Source organism: Nitrospira sp. T9 (assembly GCF_052156535.1).
In the GTDB taxonomy this organism is placed as follows: domain Bacteria; phylum Nitrospirota; class Nitrospiria; order Nitrospirales; family UBA8639; genus Nitrospira_E.
The window spans coordinates 133,193-148,739 of sequence record NZ_JBQKUP010000038.1 but is presented as its reverse complement, the minus strand read 5'-3'; the positions used below and the strand labels follow the sequence as shown (position 1 = coordinate 148,739).

At 53.7% G+C, this 15,547-nt stretch carries 19 protein-coding genes; 11 read left to right on the top strand and 8 right to left on the bottom strand.

The features are described from left to right. Position 1 precedes the first annotated feature (1 nt). The 5 genes from ACTRXD_RS14535 to ligD all read left to right on the top strand — a co-directional run bounded on the left by ACTRXD_RS14535 (position 2) and on the right by ligD (position 4,902). A complete protein-coding gene (locus tag ACTRXD_RS14535) occupies positions 2-157 on the top strand; it encodes a hypothetical protein (RefSeq protein ID WP_442432515.1) in 156 nt (51 codons plus the stop codon). Between the two features lie 421 nt (positions 158-578). Then, the gene (locus tag ACTRXD_RS14530) at positions 579-971 is read left to right on the top strand and encodes a hypothetical protein (protein ID WP_442432514.1); all 393 of its coding nucleotides are present in this window, start codon (positions 579-581) and stop codon (positions 969-971) included. A gap of 120 nt (positions 972-1,091) precedes the next feature. Next, complete coding sequence (locus tag ACTRXD_RS14525; RefSeq protein ID WP_312640197.1) at positions 1,092-1,256, top strand: DUF1328 domain-containing protein; 165 nt, start codon at positions 1,092-1,094, stop codon at positions 1,254-1,256. A 58-nt stretch (positions 1,257-1,314) separates the two neighbouring features. Continuing rightward, a complete protein-coding gene (gene ku / locus ACTRXD_RS14520) occupies positions 1,315-2,175 on the top strand; it encodes a non-homologous end joining protein Ku (protein ID WP_442432513.1) in 861 nt (286 codons plus the stop codon). 102 nt (positions 2,176-2,277) lie between these two features. Continuing rightward, on the top strand, positions 2,278-4,902 hold the full coding sequence (gene ligD, locus ACTRXD_RS14515) for a DNA ligase D (protein ID WP_442432512.1): 2,625 nt from the start codon (positions 2,278-2,280) through the stop codon (positions 4,900-4,902). A 63-nt stretch (positions 4,903-4,965) separates the two neighbouring features. Here ligD and ACTRXD_RS14510 read toward each other — a convergent pair whose 3' ends face one another. After that, positions 4,966-5,271 carry a plasmid stabilization protein gene (locus ACTRXD_RS14510; RefSeq protein WP_442432511.1) on the bottom strand — a complete coding sequence of 102 codons (306 nt, stop codon included), beginning with the start codon at positions 5,269-5,271 and terminating at the stop codon, positions 4,966-4,968. A gap of 598 nt (positions 5,272-5,869) precedes the next feature. Here ACTRXD_RS14510 and mbhE point away from each other — a divergent pair. From mbhE to ACTRXD_RS14480, 6 genes are read left to right on the top strand one after another with little or no spacing between them, the layout of a single operon-like run. After that, on the top strand, positions 5,870-8,650 hold the full coding sequence (gene mbhE / locus ACTRXD_RS14505; RefSeq protein WP_442432510.1) for a hydrogen gas-evolving membrane-bound hydrogenase subunit E: 2,781 nt from the start codon (positions 5,870-5,872) through the stop codon (positions 8,648-8,650). Beyond that, positions 8,647-9,024 (top strand): sodium:proton antiporter, encoded by a 378-nt coding sequence (locus ACTRXD_RS14500; protein ID WP_442432509.1) that lies wholly within the window; start codon positions 8,647-8,649, stop codon positions 9,022-9,024. The genes mbhE and ACTRXD_RS14500 overlap by 4 nt, the downstream gene beginning before the upstream one ends. A gap of 3 nt (positions 9,025-9,027) precedes the next feature. Beyond that, the gene (locus ACTRXD_RS14495) at positions 9,028-10,407 is read left to right on the top strand and encodes a complex I subunit 5 family protein (RefSeq protein ID WP_442432508.1); all 1,380 of its coding nucleotides are present in this window, start codon (positions 9,028-9,030) and stop codon (positions 10,405-10,407) included. Next, positions 10,404-10,895 (top strand): Na+/H+ antiporter subunit E, encoded by a 492-nt coding sequence (locus ACTRXD_RS14490; protein ID WP_442432507.1) that lies wholly within the window; start codon positions 10,404-10,406, stop codon positions 10,893-10,895. Before ACTRXD_RS14495 ends, ACTRXD_RS14490 begins: the two co-directional genes overlap by 4 nt. A gap of 7 nt (positions 10,896-10,902) precedes the next feature. Next, on the top strand, positions 10,903-11,172 hold the full coding sequence (locus tag ACTRXD_RS14485) for a monovalent cation/H+ antiporter complex subunit F (protein ID WP_442432506.1): 270 nt from the start codon (positions 10,903-10,905) through the stop codon (positions 11,170-11,172). Then, complete coding sequence (locus ACTRXD_RS14480) at positions 11,169-11,558, top strand: cation:proton antiporter (RefSeq protein WP_442432505.1); 390 nt, start codon at positions 11,169-11,171, stop codon at positions 11,556-11,558. Before ACTRXD_RS14485 ends, ACTRXD_RS14480 begins: the two co-directional genes overlap by 4 nt. A gap of 93 nt (positions 11,559-11,651) precedes the next feature. Here the strand turns inward: ACTRXD_RS14480 and ACTRXD_RS14475 are convergent, their stop codons facing one another. From ACTRXD_RS14475 to ACTRXD_RS14445, 7 genes are all read right to left on the bottom strand, one after another. Continuing rightward, entirely contained in the window at positions 11,652-11,837 is a 186-nt protein-coding gene (locus ACTRXD_RS14475; protein WP_442432504.1) for a hypothetical protein, read from the bottom strand. A gap of 32 nt (positions 11,838-11,869) precedes the next feature. Continuing rightward, positions 11,870-12,154, bottom strand: coding sequence for a hypothetical protein (locus tag ACTRXD_RS14470; RefSeq protein ID WP_442432503.1), 285 nt, complete (start codon positions 12,152-12,154; stop codon positions 11,870-11,872). Positions 12,155-12,166: 12 nt separating this feature from the next. After that, positions 12,167-12,340 (bottom strand): hypothetical protein, encoded by a 174-nt coding sequence (locus tag ACTRXD_RS14465; RefSeq protein WP_442432502.1) that lies wholly within the window; start codon positions 12,338-12,340, stop codon positions 12,167-12,169. An 81-nt stretch (positions 12,341-12,421) separates the two neighbouring features. After that, positions 12,422-13,033 carry a hypothetical protein gene (locus ACTRXD_RS14460; RefSeq protein WP_442432501.1) on the bottom strand — a complete coding sequence of 204 codons (612 nt, stop codon included), beginning with the start codon at positions 13,031-13,033 and terminating at the stop codon, positions 12,422-12,424. A gap of 107 nt (positions 13,034-13,140) precedes the next feature. Then, positions 13,141-14,139 (bottom strand): YihY/virulence factor BrkB family protein, encoded by a 999-nt coding sequence (locus tag ACTRXD_RS14455; protein ID WP_442432500.1) that lies wholly within the window; start codon positions 14,137-14,139, stop codon positions 13,141-13,143. A gap of 151 nt (positions 14,140-14,290) precedes the next feature. Next, the gene (locus ACTRXD_RS14450) at positions 14,291-15,169 is read right to left on the bottom strand and encodes a DUF3618 domain-containing protein (protein WP_442432499.1); all 879 of its coding nucleotides are present in this window, start codon (positions 15,167-15,169) and stop codon (positions 14,291-14,293) included. Beyond that, positions 15,145-15,537 carry a phage holin family protein gene (locus ACTRXD_RS14445; protein WP_442432498.1) on the bottom strand — a complete coding sequence of 131 codons (393 nt, stop codon included), beginning with the start codon at positions 15,535-15,537 and terminating at the stop codon, positions 15,145-15,147. The genes ACTRXD_RS14450 and ACTRXD_RS14445 overlap by 25 nt, the downstream gene beginning before the upstream one ends. Between the last annotated feature and the right edge of the window lie 10 nt (positions 15,538-15,547).

Genomic DNA, 15,547 nt, shown 5'->3' with positions numbered 1-15,547 from the left:
GATGCTTGCATGTTTTGCCGGATCTCTATTTTTTGTCGTGGGATGTGAACAAGAAGGTCCTGCTGAACGAGCAGGCGAAAGGGTAGATGAATCGATGGAGAAAGCGGGAGAAAAGATGGAACAGGCCGGAGAAAATGTCCAGGATTCGGCCAATTAGAAAAATTCTACTACAGACCAGGGGGAACTATTGTCTCCATTTTTCCTCATTTGGAAGAAATTTTGTCCATTGTATAACACGTCTTGAAATGGCGACACTGAAACATGAAATCGGTGAGGTGCGGGAGAGGCATGATGTGATTGAAATGCAAAATTTTTCTATACCCTGACGGAAAGGAGAAATGATGACCACTGCCAATGCTAAAAAATGTGCTCACCCTGCCTGTACTTGTGAAGCCCCTCCAGGAAAAGAGTTTTGTTCCGAAAATTGCTCATCTTCTCAACCTTCTAAAGGCGGAAAATGTCAGTGCGGACATTCCGGATGTGGGCACGAAGGTTAACGACACGCATGCTCAAAGGACGAACATCAGTCGTGTTCTTTGGGATACAGGTGAAATTTTAAAATTAGGATGGAGGCGAACATGAATACCCCCACGCAATATATGAAATGGTTGCTGAATATAAAACTTATGATGACATTGTCTGTCCTGATGGGGGTTCCGGGATTCGCTTTTGGGAGTGATCTCACAGGACACATCCCTGAACATGACCGTTCGGGGACCACTCCATTACAGGGAGACCGTCAATTAGATGAAGGTCATCGCATTATTCAAGGGGTAGTAGAGGAAGTGAACGAAAATACGTTACGGGTGGATGCGGGTGAGGCTGGAGAGTTAGCCCCCCGATACCTGAACTTGAGTAATTCCGAGAAGAATGGCGATTTCAAAGTCGGTGACAAGGTTCAGATCGAAGTTAACGCCCAAAATAAGGTCGTAGGTTATCAACCGCTTCACAAAAATGGAGCGAAGCCTTAATTCGCCGTGACCTGAACTCGAAACGGGGAATGGCCACACCCTCAGCAGTGGGCAGACAAGTCATTCCCGATTGAACAAAACATTCCGCCCTTTTTGGAAGGGAACAAAGGAGAATTCCATATGTTAAGTTGGGCCATTACATTTCTAGTCATTGCTCTGATTGCAGGAGTGGTCGGCTTAACCGGCGTAGCCGGTACAGCAACCAACATTGCCTGGGTGTTATTTGTCGTATTTTTGATAATTTTTGCCTTGAGTTTTATTACGGGAAAAAGACCTCCGGCTTAGCAGGAGAATTGATGGGGATGAATCCCGTCAATCCGGGACGAGAAAAGGATTCAGTGATATGGCAAGGCCAATTTGGAAAGGGCACATTACCTTTGGCCTTGTCACTATTCCTGTTGTCGTTCATTCAGCGGAAAAACAATTTGACTTGCATTTCCGATTGTTGGATAGCCGGAATCATGCCAGGGTCCGGTATGAACGTGTGAACGAGGAGACGGGTGAAGAGGTTCCATGGCAGGACCTTGTGAAAGGGTTTGAATATGAAGAGGGTCGGTATGTTCTTTTAAATGATGCCGATTTCGAAAAAGTTGCCATTGAAGTGAATAAATCAGTTGAAATCGAAAATTTTGTTAACGGAAAGGATATCGGTTACGAATATTTTGATAAGCCCTATTACCTTGTTCCCGATAAAAAGGGTGAAAAAGTCTATGTGCTGTTACGGGAAGTGCTTCGTCGGAGTGGCAAAGTCGGGATTGCCAAAGTCGTTATCCGAACACGCCAGTATTTAGCCGCTCTTGTTCCTCAAGGACATGTTCTGGTGCTGGAGCTTCTGCGATTTCATCAAGAAATCCGCAATGTGAAAGAATTGGATGTGCCTGAAGCGGGTGTGAAATCCTACAAAATTTCGGAAAAGGAATTGACGTTGGCCCAACAGTTGGTGGAATCCATGAGCACCAAGTGGGAACCCGAGCGCTACCATGATGATTACCGTGATGCCTTGTTGAAATGGATCGAAAAGAAATCGAAAAGTGCCCAGTCACGAACATCCGTACCCCCTGTCGCAAAAGAAGAAAAAACAGGTTCAGGAAAAGTCGTTGATATCATGTCCTTATTAAAGAAAAGCGTTCAGAAGGCCCAACCCTCCGGTCGAGCCAAAAAACGCAAATCCTCCTCCCCTCGAAAATCCCGTAAGGCCAGTTAAAGTTTCATTCACCCTGAATTGCCGGCCTGACTGAGCAGAAAGGTCTTTATTTCAGTTTTTCAGGACTCAGACCCACAAGGCTGCTCGCAGGGAGTCACACACATGGGATTAAAGGAATATCAGGGTAAACGGCAATTTGGGAAAACCCCGGAACCTCGTGGGACGACCTTCCGGAATAAGGGGACTTCGTTTGTTGTCCATAAGCATGCGGCAAGCCGGTTGCATTACGATTTCAGGCTTGAGCTGGACGGTGTGTTAAAAAGTTGGGCGGTTCCGAAAGGTCCCAGTCTAAATCCTTCCCTCAAGCGTCTGGCCGTTCATGTTGAGGATCACCCCGTCGAATATGGATCCTTCGAAGGAACCATCCCCAAGGAAGAGTACGGAGGAGGGACGGTGATGGTGTGGGATCGTGGCCAATGGGTGCCACAGGAAAATCCGCGACACGCGTATGACCGGGGACGATTGAAATTTCAATTGCAAGGAAACAAGCTGAAGGGAGGATGGAGTTTGGTTCGGATGGGAGGAGCCAAAGCCAAGGATGAAAAAAACTGGTTATTGATCAAAGAAAAGGATAAGGAAGCCCTCCAAGGGACACAGCCCGATATCATTGACACGGCTCCCCGGAGCGTAGCCACTAAGCGAACATTGGAGGACATTGCCGTGGGGACTGAGGAAAACAGCAGAAAAAAGCAACTCTCCCCAAGAAAGGCAGGCAACAAAACTTCCAAAAGCCGTTCCTCCCGCACCATCTCACGCAAGAAGACCACCGGACAATCTCGCGCCTTTGACCCATCCAAGCTTCCCTCCGCGGTGTCCGGGTCGCAACCCGCCACCTTTCGTCCTCAATTGGCCACACTGGTCAAGTCAGCTCCGACGGGAGACGATTGGCTTCATGAAATAAAATTTGATGGATACCGTCTTGTCAGTGTGGTGAAAGACGCCCGGATTCACCTGTTTACCCGAAACGGAAAGGACTGGACCAAGAAATTCCCTGGTATCGCGGATGCCTTGGCCCAATTGCCGGTGCGGCAGGCGATTCTAGATGGGGAATTGGTGGTCCTTCGTCCTGACGGAATTTCCGATTTCCAGGCTTTGCAAACTGTGCTGAAAGGGGAAGCTTCCGATCATCTTGTGTATTACGTGTTTGATCTTCCTTATTGCGAAGGGTATAACCTCTGCCGCACGCCCCTTCTCAAACGCAAGGGACTACTATGGGAATTGATTAAGTGCCTTCCCGAGGCGGCCGCGTTTCATCTGCGATACAGCGACCACATCCAGGGCCAGGGAGAGCGGTCGTTCGAGCATGCCTGTCGAAAGGCTCTCGAGGGAATTATTTCCAAACATGCGATGAGCCCGTATCGTCAAACCCGCTCGAAGCAGTGGGTCAAGGTCAAATGCCATCACCGGCAGGAATTGGTGATCGGGGGGTATACCAATCCTTCGGGCTCCAGAAAATTTTTTGGAGCCCTGCTGCTGGGATATTACGATCAGGAAGGGCAATTACAGTACGCCGGACGGGTGGGAACGGGATTCACGCAACAACGCCTTGCACGCATTCATGCCCTCTTGTCGAAACGTCATCAAGCGAGTCCCCCCTTTGTCCGGTTGCCTGACGCCCGCGGGCTCAATACTTCGCATTGGGTACGCCCGGAATTGGTGGCGGAAGTTGAATTTTTGGAATGGACACGGGAAGGCGTTCTGCGCCATCCTTCTTTTCTCGGCCTTCGCGAGGACAAATCAGTCAGAGACATCAGAAAAGAAAGTCCGACACCCTTGAACGAGATTGTTCCCGAACCTTCCATATCCGCACGCGGTCGAAAAACTTCCAGGCGGGGTCATTCCCATCCGCGGGTGGAAATGGCCCTCACGCATCCGGATAAGATTCTTTATCCCCAACAGGGCATTACCAAAGGGGATCTGGCAGAATTCTACCAGCGCATTGCGGATTGGGTGTTGCCGCATGTGGCGGGACGGCCGCTCACGCTGGTGCGCTGCCCGAAAGGACATCAGAAAAAATGTTTTTATCAAAAGCATGCCTCCGGCTCTTTGTCGGAAAGCATCAGAACCATTCTCATAGAAGAAAAGGGCAGCAAAGAGGATAATTCCTATTTAGTGATCGATGATGTCCGGGGACTGATCGCGCTTGTGCAGATGGGCGTGCTGGAGATGCATCCATGGGGATGCCTGGAGGATCGAGTGGACCGGCCTGACCGGTTGGTGTTCGATCTGGATCCCGGACCCGGGGTCAAGTGGGAACAGTTGATCGAGGGGGCGGAACTCTTGGCCCGGAGATTGGAGGAGGATGGGATCGTCAGTTTTGTCAAAACGTCAGGGGGGAAGGGTCTGCATGTGGTGGCGCCCCTTGTCCGCCGGGCCACCTGGGATGAGCTGAAACAGTATACCCGGAAGCTGGCGACAGAAACGGCAGAGCGACAGCCTTCCGCGTTTGTGGCCAATATGAGTAAGGCCAAGCGGAAGGGAAAAATTTTTATCGATTACCTCAGGAACGGATTCGGCTCAACGTCCATAGCGACCTACGGCGTCCGTGCCTTGTCCGGAGCGCCTGTTTCGACTCCGATCAGCTGGAAGGAATTGCCCTCCCTATCCGGGGCGCAGGCCTATACGCTCAAGACGCTTCCGGATCGGCTGAATGCCCTCAAACGTGATCCCTGGGAAGAATTCTTTCAACTGCGTCAATCCATTTCCCGGGCCGCGCTGAATGCGTAGCAGACCGGTCCGGTAAACGTCCCGCGATTCCCAGGAACGCATTGTTCCACGACAGTCCACACGTTACAATTTCTTCCGGGCGCGTGTTTGTGCCGCTTTTTCGGCGGAAGCGGATTTCGCGGCTGATGATCGTGAAGCTGAAGCTTTGCCGCCTAACTTTCCACCTTTCTTCGCTGGAGCGGTATTGGTGGCTTTACCGCGTCCGGACCCACCTTTCTTTTTCCCGCCACCGGTCATCTTATTCACCGTCGCCCATGCCCGCCGTTCGGCTTCGTCCTCCGAGACGCCGCGCTTTTCGTATCCCTCTTCAATTTTTTCCGCCTGACGCTTTTGTTTGTCCGTGTATTTGGATTTGTCTCCTCTTGGCATGAGAACCTCCTTGTTTTAGACAGAGCCGAAAAGCATATCTTTTTTTTTCACCTGTATGCTCGAAGCGGAGAGTGGGTGAAAAATCTCAAAAATGTGTTTCGAAAATATTGGAACGTCTCATTGTACCGATGCCCTCAGGGGGGAATCAGGATACAAATATATTTGTGACACATTAAGATTTGTCCGATAGTAAGGGGTCTTGTGTATCCAGTGAATGGCTAGGGTTAATCGCAGGTCAGCTCTTCCCATTGCACTGTTAATATTTTGAATCATGCTCGTCAATGCGAATTTTTTCTCCCCCCGATTTAAAAGATTGCCACATGGACCTATCAGGGGAAGATGTCGATTAACCTGAAACGAAAAAGTGTATGTGATTTTCCAAATGTGTCCACGGGCGGAGACAGACACACACTTTCGTCCATCTCCTTCCTCGCAAGAGACGAATTTCCAGATCGTCATGGAGGGGTGAAAATCTGGATACCCGCTTTTAAATGTCGCCCTCCCATATTCAATCACATCGGGCGATATGAAAGACCATTTAAGGGAATGAATCCCAATACGTCATGGCTTGCCATGACATTTACGGGAGCTGGTTAGAATGATCCGACAGATCCTTCTGCCTTTGCTGATAGCCTTCTGTGTACCGCCGGCAGTTCTATTAGGAGGAATCCGGCGGCCGAAGCTGGCGTCTCCGCTCGCCATCGCCGGAGCCTCAGTCACTCTGCTGACGGTGGTCATGTCCTGGAGGGGAGGCGGGCACACCCTTTCGTGGTCCTGGGTGCCAAACTTCGATATCCGGTTTATGCTCGTCAACGACGGGCTGGCTTTGCTGTATAGCCTCATTGCCGCCGGCATCGGTCTGATGGTGCTGGTGTATTCCTCCGGCTATCTTCCGCATTATCTCAAGAAACACGATCGCCCGTTGAACGTCCAGGCATCGTATTATGCCTGGCTGGCGTTGTTTATGGCCTCGATGCTGGGGCTGGTTATGGCGGCCGATCTCATCCTGTTGTTTGTGTTCTTTGATTTGACCGCCGTCTGTTCGTATTTTTTGATCGCGTTTGACCGGACGGAGGAATCGCGCTCGGCGGCTTTGAGTGCGCTGTTGGTCACGGGCATCACCTCGGTCGGCATGCTCATCGGTATCTTATGGCTGTATGCGGAGCATGGCACTTTTTCGATTAAGGAACTGATCGACCCTGTCAAACCCGGGATTACGCTTTCCGGTGCCATGGGTCTTATGGCGCTCGCCGCCGTCGCCAAGAGCGCGCAGGTGCCGTTGCACTTCTGGCTGCCGCGCGCCATGTCCGCACCGACGCCGGTTTCGGCCTACCTGCACTCAGCCGCCATGGTGGCCGCCGGGGTGTTCGTGCTGCACCGCCTGAATCCGCTGATCGCACAGGTCCCAGTGCTACAAACGGTGCTGATGATTCTGGCGGGCTTTTCGATTCTCATTGGGAGTCTTCTGGCGTTAGACGCGACGGACATCAAAAAAATTCTCGCCTATTCGACCGTCGCGCAATACGGCTATGTGTCTTTAATGCTGGCGGTGGGCGGAGTGACCGCCACCGCGGCGGCGGCGGTCTACGTGCTCGTCCATGCTTTGTGTAAAAGCGCACTGTTCATGGTGGCCGGAGCGGGCGAGGCGATGACCGGTACACGCTCACTTGAGCAGCTTGGCGGTCTGGCCAGAAATCAGCCGATGCTGGCGATCACGAGCGCCCTTCCTGCTGCCACGCTGGCAGGATTGCCTCTCACGGCCGGGTTCTTTAAGGATGAAGGATTTTTCAAGATTGCCTCGGGACACAGTTGGGGGATGACGGTGGTGGCGACGGCCGCCGCAGCGTTGACTCTCACCTATACCTGGCGGTTCTGGCACGGCATATTTTTAGGATCTCCCGGAGCCCATGCCAAGCCGGCCAGTCGGCGAATGTTGTTCCCGATCGCATGTCTGGCTCTTCTGTGCCTTGCGGGCGGAATGTATATATCGCCCGCCGTCCATCTGGCGACTGTGGCCGCATACGATGTGTATCTCCAGACTGCTCAGGAAACAGAGGTGTTGAGTTCGACATATCACTTCGCGGCGACCACCCCCAATATGATGGCAATCACGGCCTATGGCGGAGGGTTGCTGTTATGGATCAGCCGCCGTTGGTGGGAAAGCCGGTTACGCGGGCTGGTGCGCACGATGGAACGGGTAGGGCCGGACGTTGCATATGTGCGGCTGCTTGAGTGGATGTCCCGGTTGGCGGATTGGCTTCATCAGGTGGAAATGCGTGACCTGCGCGACCGGATTGCCGGTGTACTCATCCCCGCCGGTCTGTTGGTCGGGTTGGCGATTGTCGGAACATCCACCTACAGTTGGCCTGCCGTATCCGGGGGCAGTCTGACGCCCGTCGGATCGTCCTGGCTGCTTGGCCTCATACTCGTCCTCGCGGGTGCATCCGCCTTGTGTGTCGTGCGCCAACGTGATCATCTGGGACTGATTCTGACCTTGACGGCAACGGGATTTTTTCTGGCCCTGGTGTATGCCCTGCTGGGCGCACCCGATGTCTCGCTGGTGGCGGTGCTGGTCGAGACCGTGTTGACGCTGCTTTTGCTGGCGACCCTGTGGATTCTCCCGGCCTCAGTGCTGCAACAGGAAAAGGAGCGGGAGGCCCGACGCCATGATAACCGCTGGTATACGGTGGCCGGGGTGATGGGGGCAGCACTGGTGTTCGTGTTGAGCATGACGGTCCTGTCCAAGCCCCGCCAGGACAGTGTGTCCAACCGGCATCTCGAGTTGGCCGAGCAGGCGCATGCCGAGAACATCGTGGCGGCCATTCTCGTGGATTTCCGCGGGCTGGATACGCTCGGGGAGGCCACGGTGATTTTTGTGGCGCTTCTCGGTATGGGCACGCTTCTGGAAACCGGCGGCCGCTCGCGATCCCACACGATCATGATGAACACGGCCTTTAACGAGAATTTGGCCAGGGGTCTTCTCCTGCCCATCACGGTGGTGGGGATCGCATTGCTGGTGAAGGGGTATCATGAAACCGGCGGAGGGTTTGCCGGCGGGATGGTGGTGGCATTGGGCATTCTGCTGCAATACATCGTGCTCGGTCATCAACGGATCAAGCAGGCGGTGCCGCAGGTCGGGTCGTGGGCGTACGGCCTTGCTGCCGCCGGTTTGGGACTAATGCTGGCCGTCTCGTTCGCACCACTGGTAACCGGTCATGCTCCGTTGTCGCATGTGCCGGGGCCGGGCACCGTTCCGTTCACGCTCGGTTCGCTGGAGGGACATACGTCGCTGCTTTTCGAATTGGGGATCTTCCTGCTGGTGATCGGATTCACGGTTCTTATGCTGCAACATGTCATGGAATGGCGGGAGCGGGCATGACGCTGTTGTTCTCTTTGGTGATTGCGATCCTGTTCGGGGCCGGCGCGTACCTCATGCTGACGCGGGATCTGTACCGGATCATTGCCGGCATCCTGCTGCTGTCCAATGCAACCAACCTGTTCTTGATGACCTCAGGCCATCATGTCGGTACCGTCCCGATTCTCCCTCTCTCCCAACCTCCGGCGGGTGTGAGCGATCCGCTGGTGCAGGCCTTAACGCTGACGGCCCTGGTGATCACGTTTGCCGTCACGGCGGTCCTGGGAAGCCTGCTCATCCGTGTCCATGCCAGTCACCGAAGTATCGATATGGAAGACATGGCAGAAATCGAAAACCGGGAGGAGAAGAGGCGCGAACGTCTCGGGGGGGTGGATTAACATATGCTGCTCTCGGTGACGTTGGTTACGGGTTGGGCTGTCGCCATTTTTCTGGCGTTATTGGACGGCCGCCGCCCGGGAATCGGAAGAATGGCCGTCTGGTGTCAGGTGTTGATCCTGGGCATGCTGATCTGGCTGCTGATGGATGTCGCCCGATCAGGTGTGCAGCACACGGTCACGGGAGGGTGGCCGGCGGGTATCGGCATCCGATTGCGCGGCGACCTGTTGGGATTGTTGTTTGCCACCGTGTCCACAGCGGTGCTGCTGGCCGCAATGTTGTATGAAGTCAGCCGTGGGGTCGTCTCCCGTACATTTCCCTCGCTGGTCCTGTTTCTCGGCACGGGTCTTTGCGGGTTGTTTTTGACGGGTGATGTCTTCAACTTTTATGTTTTTTTTGAAATTTCCATGGTGTCGGCTTTTGCGCTTGCCAGTTACGGGGAGCGGCGCGCCGAAATCAGAACGGCCGCCATCTTTACCATGGTCAATCTGCTCGGTTCGGCTTTTTTGCTGATGAGTGTGGCGGCGATCTACCGTCTCACCGGGACGCTGGATATGAAGGATATCGCCTCGGCGCTGGCCGGCCGGGATGAACCGTGGATCATCGTGGCCCTCTTATTTGCCGCCTTTAGTCTGAAGCTGGGATTGTTCCCCTTTCATTACTGGCTGCCTGCCGTCTATCGTGATGCCCGCCCGGCTGTGGCCGCCATTCTCGCCGGGGCGGTGGCCAACATCGGCAGCTACGGATTCCTGCGGTTTGGAGCTCAGGTCTTATCTCCGGTGCTGGAGTCGGGGCAGACCGTGGTGCTGACGATGGGGACGGCCAGCATGGTGTATGGGGGATTGCTGGCTGTGGGACGGCAGCCGGCGGTTGAAGTCCTCGCGTATTCCTCCATCAGCCAGGTCGGGTATATTCTGATGGCGCTCGGCATTGGAGGATCGGCGGGCACCACGGCGGCGGTGTTTTATAGTCTGGTCAATGCGCTGAATAAGGCGGCCCTGTTTATCGGGAGGGGGTTGCGCGGAGGACTCGCCCTCACGGCGTTTGCCGTGGGGGGTATCAGTGTGGCGGGCGTCCCTCCCAGCGCGGGCTTTTGGGCCAAGCTGGCGATTTTTCGTGCTGCGCTGGAACAGCATAACGTCTGGCTGCCGTTTGTGGTGTTGATGGGAAGCGCACTCTCATTCGTGTATATGTTTCAAACTTTTCAGCGCCTGTTTCTCACTGAAGAAAAACAGGTGTACACCGGCCCGGCTTCCGTCAATTGTCTCATGGCGGTCTTGAGCGGATGGATCCTCGCATTGGGCGTCTTTCCGGACTTGTTGATCACGTTGAGCGGGCATGCCGCCGCCCAGCTCCTCCACTCGGTTGAGGGGCCGGCGCCATGACGGGATGGTGGACGATTCCATTGCTCACAGGGTTATTTGTGCTGGTCCTGAGCAGCATGAAACCGTGGGACTGGGTGATCGGTGGGGCACTGGCTTCAGGATTATGGTTTGCCTCACGGCATCTTCTTCATACCGCATCGGATAAGACAATGCCGCCGTTATGGTACCGGGTGTGTTATGCCCCTCTCCTGGCCGGAGCCGTGTTATGGGAGATTCTAAGGGATACCTGGCGTGTGGCTCTTCTGACGGTCGGATGGAAACCTGCCGACCGGCCGGGGTTCATCGAGGTCCCTGTCGGAAAGTGGAGCGACCTGGGGGTAACCGTCGGCTGCATGCTCCACACGCTCACGCCCTGTACCTATCTGGTCGAGACGGATCTTGAACGGAAGGTGATGGTGTTCAGAGTCCTGGATGGCGCGGATTCCGATGCCCCCATCCGGCGGATTGAACGTTTTTACCAACGCTACCAACGACACGTGTTTCCCTGACGAGGCGATGATGTTGGACATGGTCTATGATGTCGCGCTGATGTGGGCGGCATTGCTCATGATGGTGCTGCTGGGTTTCCTCATGTATTCCCGGTCATTTCTGATCCGGATTCTGGCACTGGATGTTCTCTCCATGGTCATGATTGCGTTTCTCGTCCTGTATGCCCTTCAGCATCATGCCGCCTATTATCTGGATGTGGCGCTGGCACTGGCGCTGTTGAGTTTTATCGGGACGCTTGGCGCGGCGGGCTACTATCGCCATCGGGGACCCACATGAACGTCCCATTGTTCGATTGGATAGCGGCAGGGTTGATCCTGCTGGGGATGGTGGTGCTTACGCTGGCCGTGATCGGCATGGTCCGGTTACAAGCGTATCATCTGGGGCTGCATGCGGCCGGCATGGCCGGCGTGATGGGCGTGATACCCCTGTTGCTGGCTTCTCTGCTTATCGGAGATGGCCCGGTGATGGCGCGGGCGGGGTTGACCATCGTGTTTGTGTTGCTGACGGCACCGGCTTCTTTACATGCGCTGGCGCTTGCCGGTTCACGTGAAGCATCCGAATCTGCCGACACCATGTCTGAATCGACGGACAGGACGGATTCCACCAGCGACTCCCGTACGTCGCGCGGTTCATCTGCGGTTCCGGATGCGACGAATGAGTAATGATGGCAAGGGCGGGGGACCGCCAAGCCGGCTGGCGAAATCGGCCGATCCACAGCCTCGCTCTCCAGCGGGCGAACAAGAAGGCGACCCGTCCTACACGAGCTGTTCTTTCTGCAAACAGTGTCTGAGATAATTCCAGGCCGGTTTCTTCTTTCCGGTATACGTGACCAGGCCCAGGTGATATTCGTGTTCATCCACGTGAAACCCTTCGATGGCTTCCCGTGCGGGATCCCAATCGACGAGCGAATACCAGTAGACGCGTTCCGCCGGCGAATGCATCGCGTCTTTCAAGCGCTGTGATTGAGGTTCATCTATTTCCGGAACTGCTTGGCCCAATAGGCGGCCATTTTGATCATGTCGCCGAACTTCTTCCACATCGGATCATATCCAACGAAATTCCATTTCAGGCGATTGTTCGGTTCGTTCAAGAGTTCGAGATCCGTAAACAAGTGCCCGTATTCATGGATCATGCAGTCGATGCAATCAGCGTAATCCTGTAACCGGCGCGGAAGACTGGCAAAACTGTTTCCTTCTGAAATTGAAGGCGGGATATGCCAGACGGAGAGCAGGATGTCGAACTCGGAAAGGGCGGACATCTGCCAGTCAAATCATCGACGTCCTTTGGGACGAAAATAATCAGCCCAGGAAATACCCGTCCGGAGGCGCCGGATCCTCAGTTCGCGCATGAGCTCCACGGCCTGTTCGACATCCTGATAGGCTTCAAAATGTAACCATTGGCACACGCCGAATTTTTCTTGAAGAGACAGGCTGGAAGGTGTCATAGATAGACCGTGACGCGCCCCGCCAAACAAAGATTTTAGGGGGAAAGTCTTCGTCCGGGAGACGCGCCGATCGGGTTATTTTTATTGTAAGAGTTCAGCCGAGATGACGTGAAATTCTTTTTTCTGTGTCACCAACGCTTCAATTTTGTCGCCCTTTTTCAATTCGTCTGAATGTTCCGCGGATTGATCCAGTCGAAGACGGATTTCTTTGCCGGAAGTATCCCGGACGTAGTATACATTTCCATCGACTTTGGAAATTTCCCCTTTGATGGTTCTTGTGAATTTTTCGCCCTGTGAGGATGATGACTTCGAAGAGGTTTGCGCATGCATGGATGCTCCACTAGGGTGTGCCGAACCTGCAGGCGAGCCTCCCTCCTTTTTGACGGAGACGACATCATACGTCTCTTCTCCTTGAGGGATTTTGGCTTGTATTTTGTCACCTTCCTTGGGTTGTTTCCCTTGAAAAGCCTTTTCGTCAAGATGAAGACGGATTGTCTCACCTTTGTCATTTTTGATGGTGAACACCTCGCCTTCGATACTATCTACGGTGCCTTTCACCTTGGCCATCTGGTTCTGTTGCTGGCTGGTTCCTTGTGATTGTTGTGACATCTGATCGCCGGCCGCGTGAAGGGTGCCGACGAAACCCAGGGTCAAGGCAAAAGTCGGTGCGGCAAATTTCAAAACAGCATTCATAACACTCCTCCTTGTGTGTGAGAAATATGCAGTAAAAGTGAATCCTCAAGTTAATACGGAATGAGGGGACACACAACTGTCAAAAACCCTCATTAACGAAGACATTTCTAGGAACGCGTTGAATGAGGTTGTGTTTCAGCTGTCTGACCCAGTGTGTCTGCCGAGTAGGCCTCGCGTTGGCCCATGGGTTCAGGTTCACCGGCCGTCGTGTCCACCCGCGTCTGTCGTTCCATTTCAGAATTAATTTCGGCTCCGACCATGACGATGAATGCCGTCAGCCAGAACCACATCAGCAGAATGACTGCCGCGCCGAGTGAGCCGTACGTCTGGTTGTAACTACTGTAATCATTCGCATAAATGGCAAAAGCCGACGACCCTATTATCCACATCAGCGTGGCGATTCCGGCCCCCCAAGACACCCATTGCCATCTCGGGTAATTCCGGCAGGGCGCATACCGGTACAGGATGGCCAATCCTCCCATGACGATCACGGCCAAGAGGGGCCAACGACTGAGAGAAAGGACCGTTTGCATTTTCTGGCCGAATCCCACCATTCCCAGAACCGCCGGGAGCAGGGTAATGAGAAAGAGAGTCAGGATGACAAAGATAAGACCTCCAATCGTCAATCCTATCGCCAGCGCGGTAACTTTGATGAAACTCCGTTCTTCTTCTTCGTTGTAGGCAATGTTTAAGGACGTGATCATTGCAGCCATGCCCTTAGAGGCGCTCCAAATGGCAAAGAGCAATCCCCCAATCGCTCCAAAACTTAAAGCTGATTGGCCGCTGGTGGAAATGCTGGTCAGCTGCTCTTCGATCAAGGTTTGGGCGTCTTGCGGGAGAAAGGAACTGAGAGAGGTAATCTGTTGCTGGACATCAGAGACCTCGGTAAACAATCCATACAGCGAGACAATGGCGGCCAGAGCCGGAAAAAGCGCGAGGACCGCATAAAACGCCACTCCCGCGGCGACAATCGACACGTTATCCTGTGAGATCTGATCCTTCACGCGCAGGAGGATGTCCCACCACCCCGTATTGGGGATTTGACTGGGCTGAGTAGCATTCCGGCCTCTGGTGCCGGACTTCTGTTCAGCTGTGTCACAGGACATATTACATCCTCCTTATGGTGAAATTTTGTCCGGATAATACATTTCATTGATGTGAAGGGACCCGAACTGAATATCTCAGTCAGTCATTCACATATCTGTACTGAAAGTTGGGCGAACCGGCTCATGCAAACGTTGATGCGGTTTTCGCTCTTTATCTCAGGCCGACCTGTTCTTTCATTGCCTCACCAGCTGCACGCTGCGCCTCACTAGCAGCTTCTTTGGCCATGGGCATGATCTCTTTGGCGGTTGCCTTGGCTTCCTCCAGCAACCGGTCGCGTGTTTCACCCATCCATTGATCTTCCTTTTCAGACCGGGGCAGGGAAAGGCCGATAGCCGTTCCAATGGTAAATGCCATGGCCCCGATCGCCAGAGGGCTCTCCTGTATATACCGGGACACTTCATCCTTCATGCGTTCGCCCCGCTCGCGTGTGCGCTCACGAATTTCATCAGACCGGTGTGATGCCTTTTCTTTCCAGTCTTCAAATGATTCTTTCGCCTGGTCTGTCCATTCTGAAATCTGTTCCCGTGCCTGTTGCCCCGAGGCCTTTGCTCTGTCCTTCATGTCGTCCAGAGATCTTCCCCGGCGGGATGGGTGACGGGAAATTCGTCCGGCATCCACTTCGGGAGCATAGATCGGCCATTCTTCATAGGGATCCAAGGAAAAGTCATCACCATAGCGGTCTCTTCCATACCTGTGTCTTTCCGATGAGGAATTGGCGGCTTGTTTCATCATCCATATAAGACCCACGCCAATGAGGGCGGTAGGTAGGGGATTGTTCAGGACCCGTTCTACCAGGAGGGATTGCCATTGATTCACCTTCGTCCGGGCATGTTCCTTTGCTGTTTCGACTTTATCCATGGCTGCGGTTTTGATCTGTTCTTTAATGGTATCCGGAGACAGACGTTGTTGAAGTGTATGAACCGTTTCATCCAATTCCGCTCTGGTTTCTCGGATTTGTTCGCGAAGCCGGGCAGGATCTTCAATCTTTTGCGATTCTAACGTTTTTAATTGAGTGCGTTGGTCGTCCACTGTTTGGTCTCCTTTATACTGTCAATGGTTTTTTGCGGGGCGGGATTCATGGTTTTCAAATCGCTGATACCTTTTTGAATCAACGCATAGCCAATTCCCGCAACCGCCAGACCGACGATCAGGGCTGATGCCCAGCCGGGTATGACTAACGCCAGAGCAAGCGTGGCCGCTGCTAAAAGAACCAGCAATCCGGCATAGGCCAACGCTCCGCCTACCGCTATAAAGGCCACATCCTTGGCTGCCTGTGTGGCTTTTTGAGACATTTCAAGCTTCAAAAGCCGGATTTCCTGTTGAATAAGGATTTTTGTCTCATTCATCAGGTCACGGAAGAGATCACTAAGTGGTCGTTCTTCCTGGTATAAACTCATAACCGCCTCC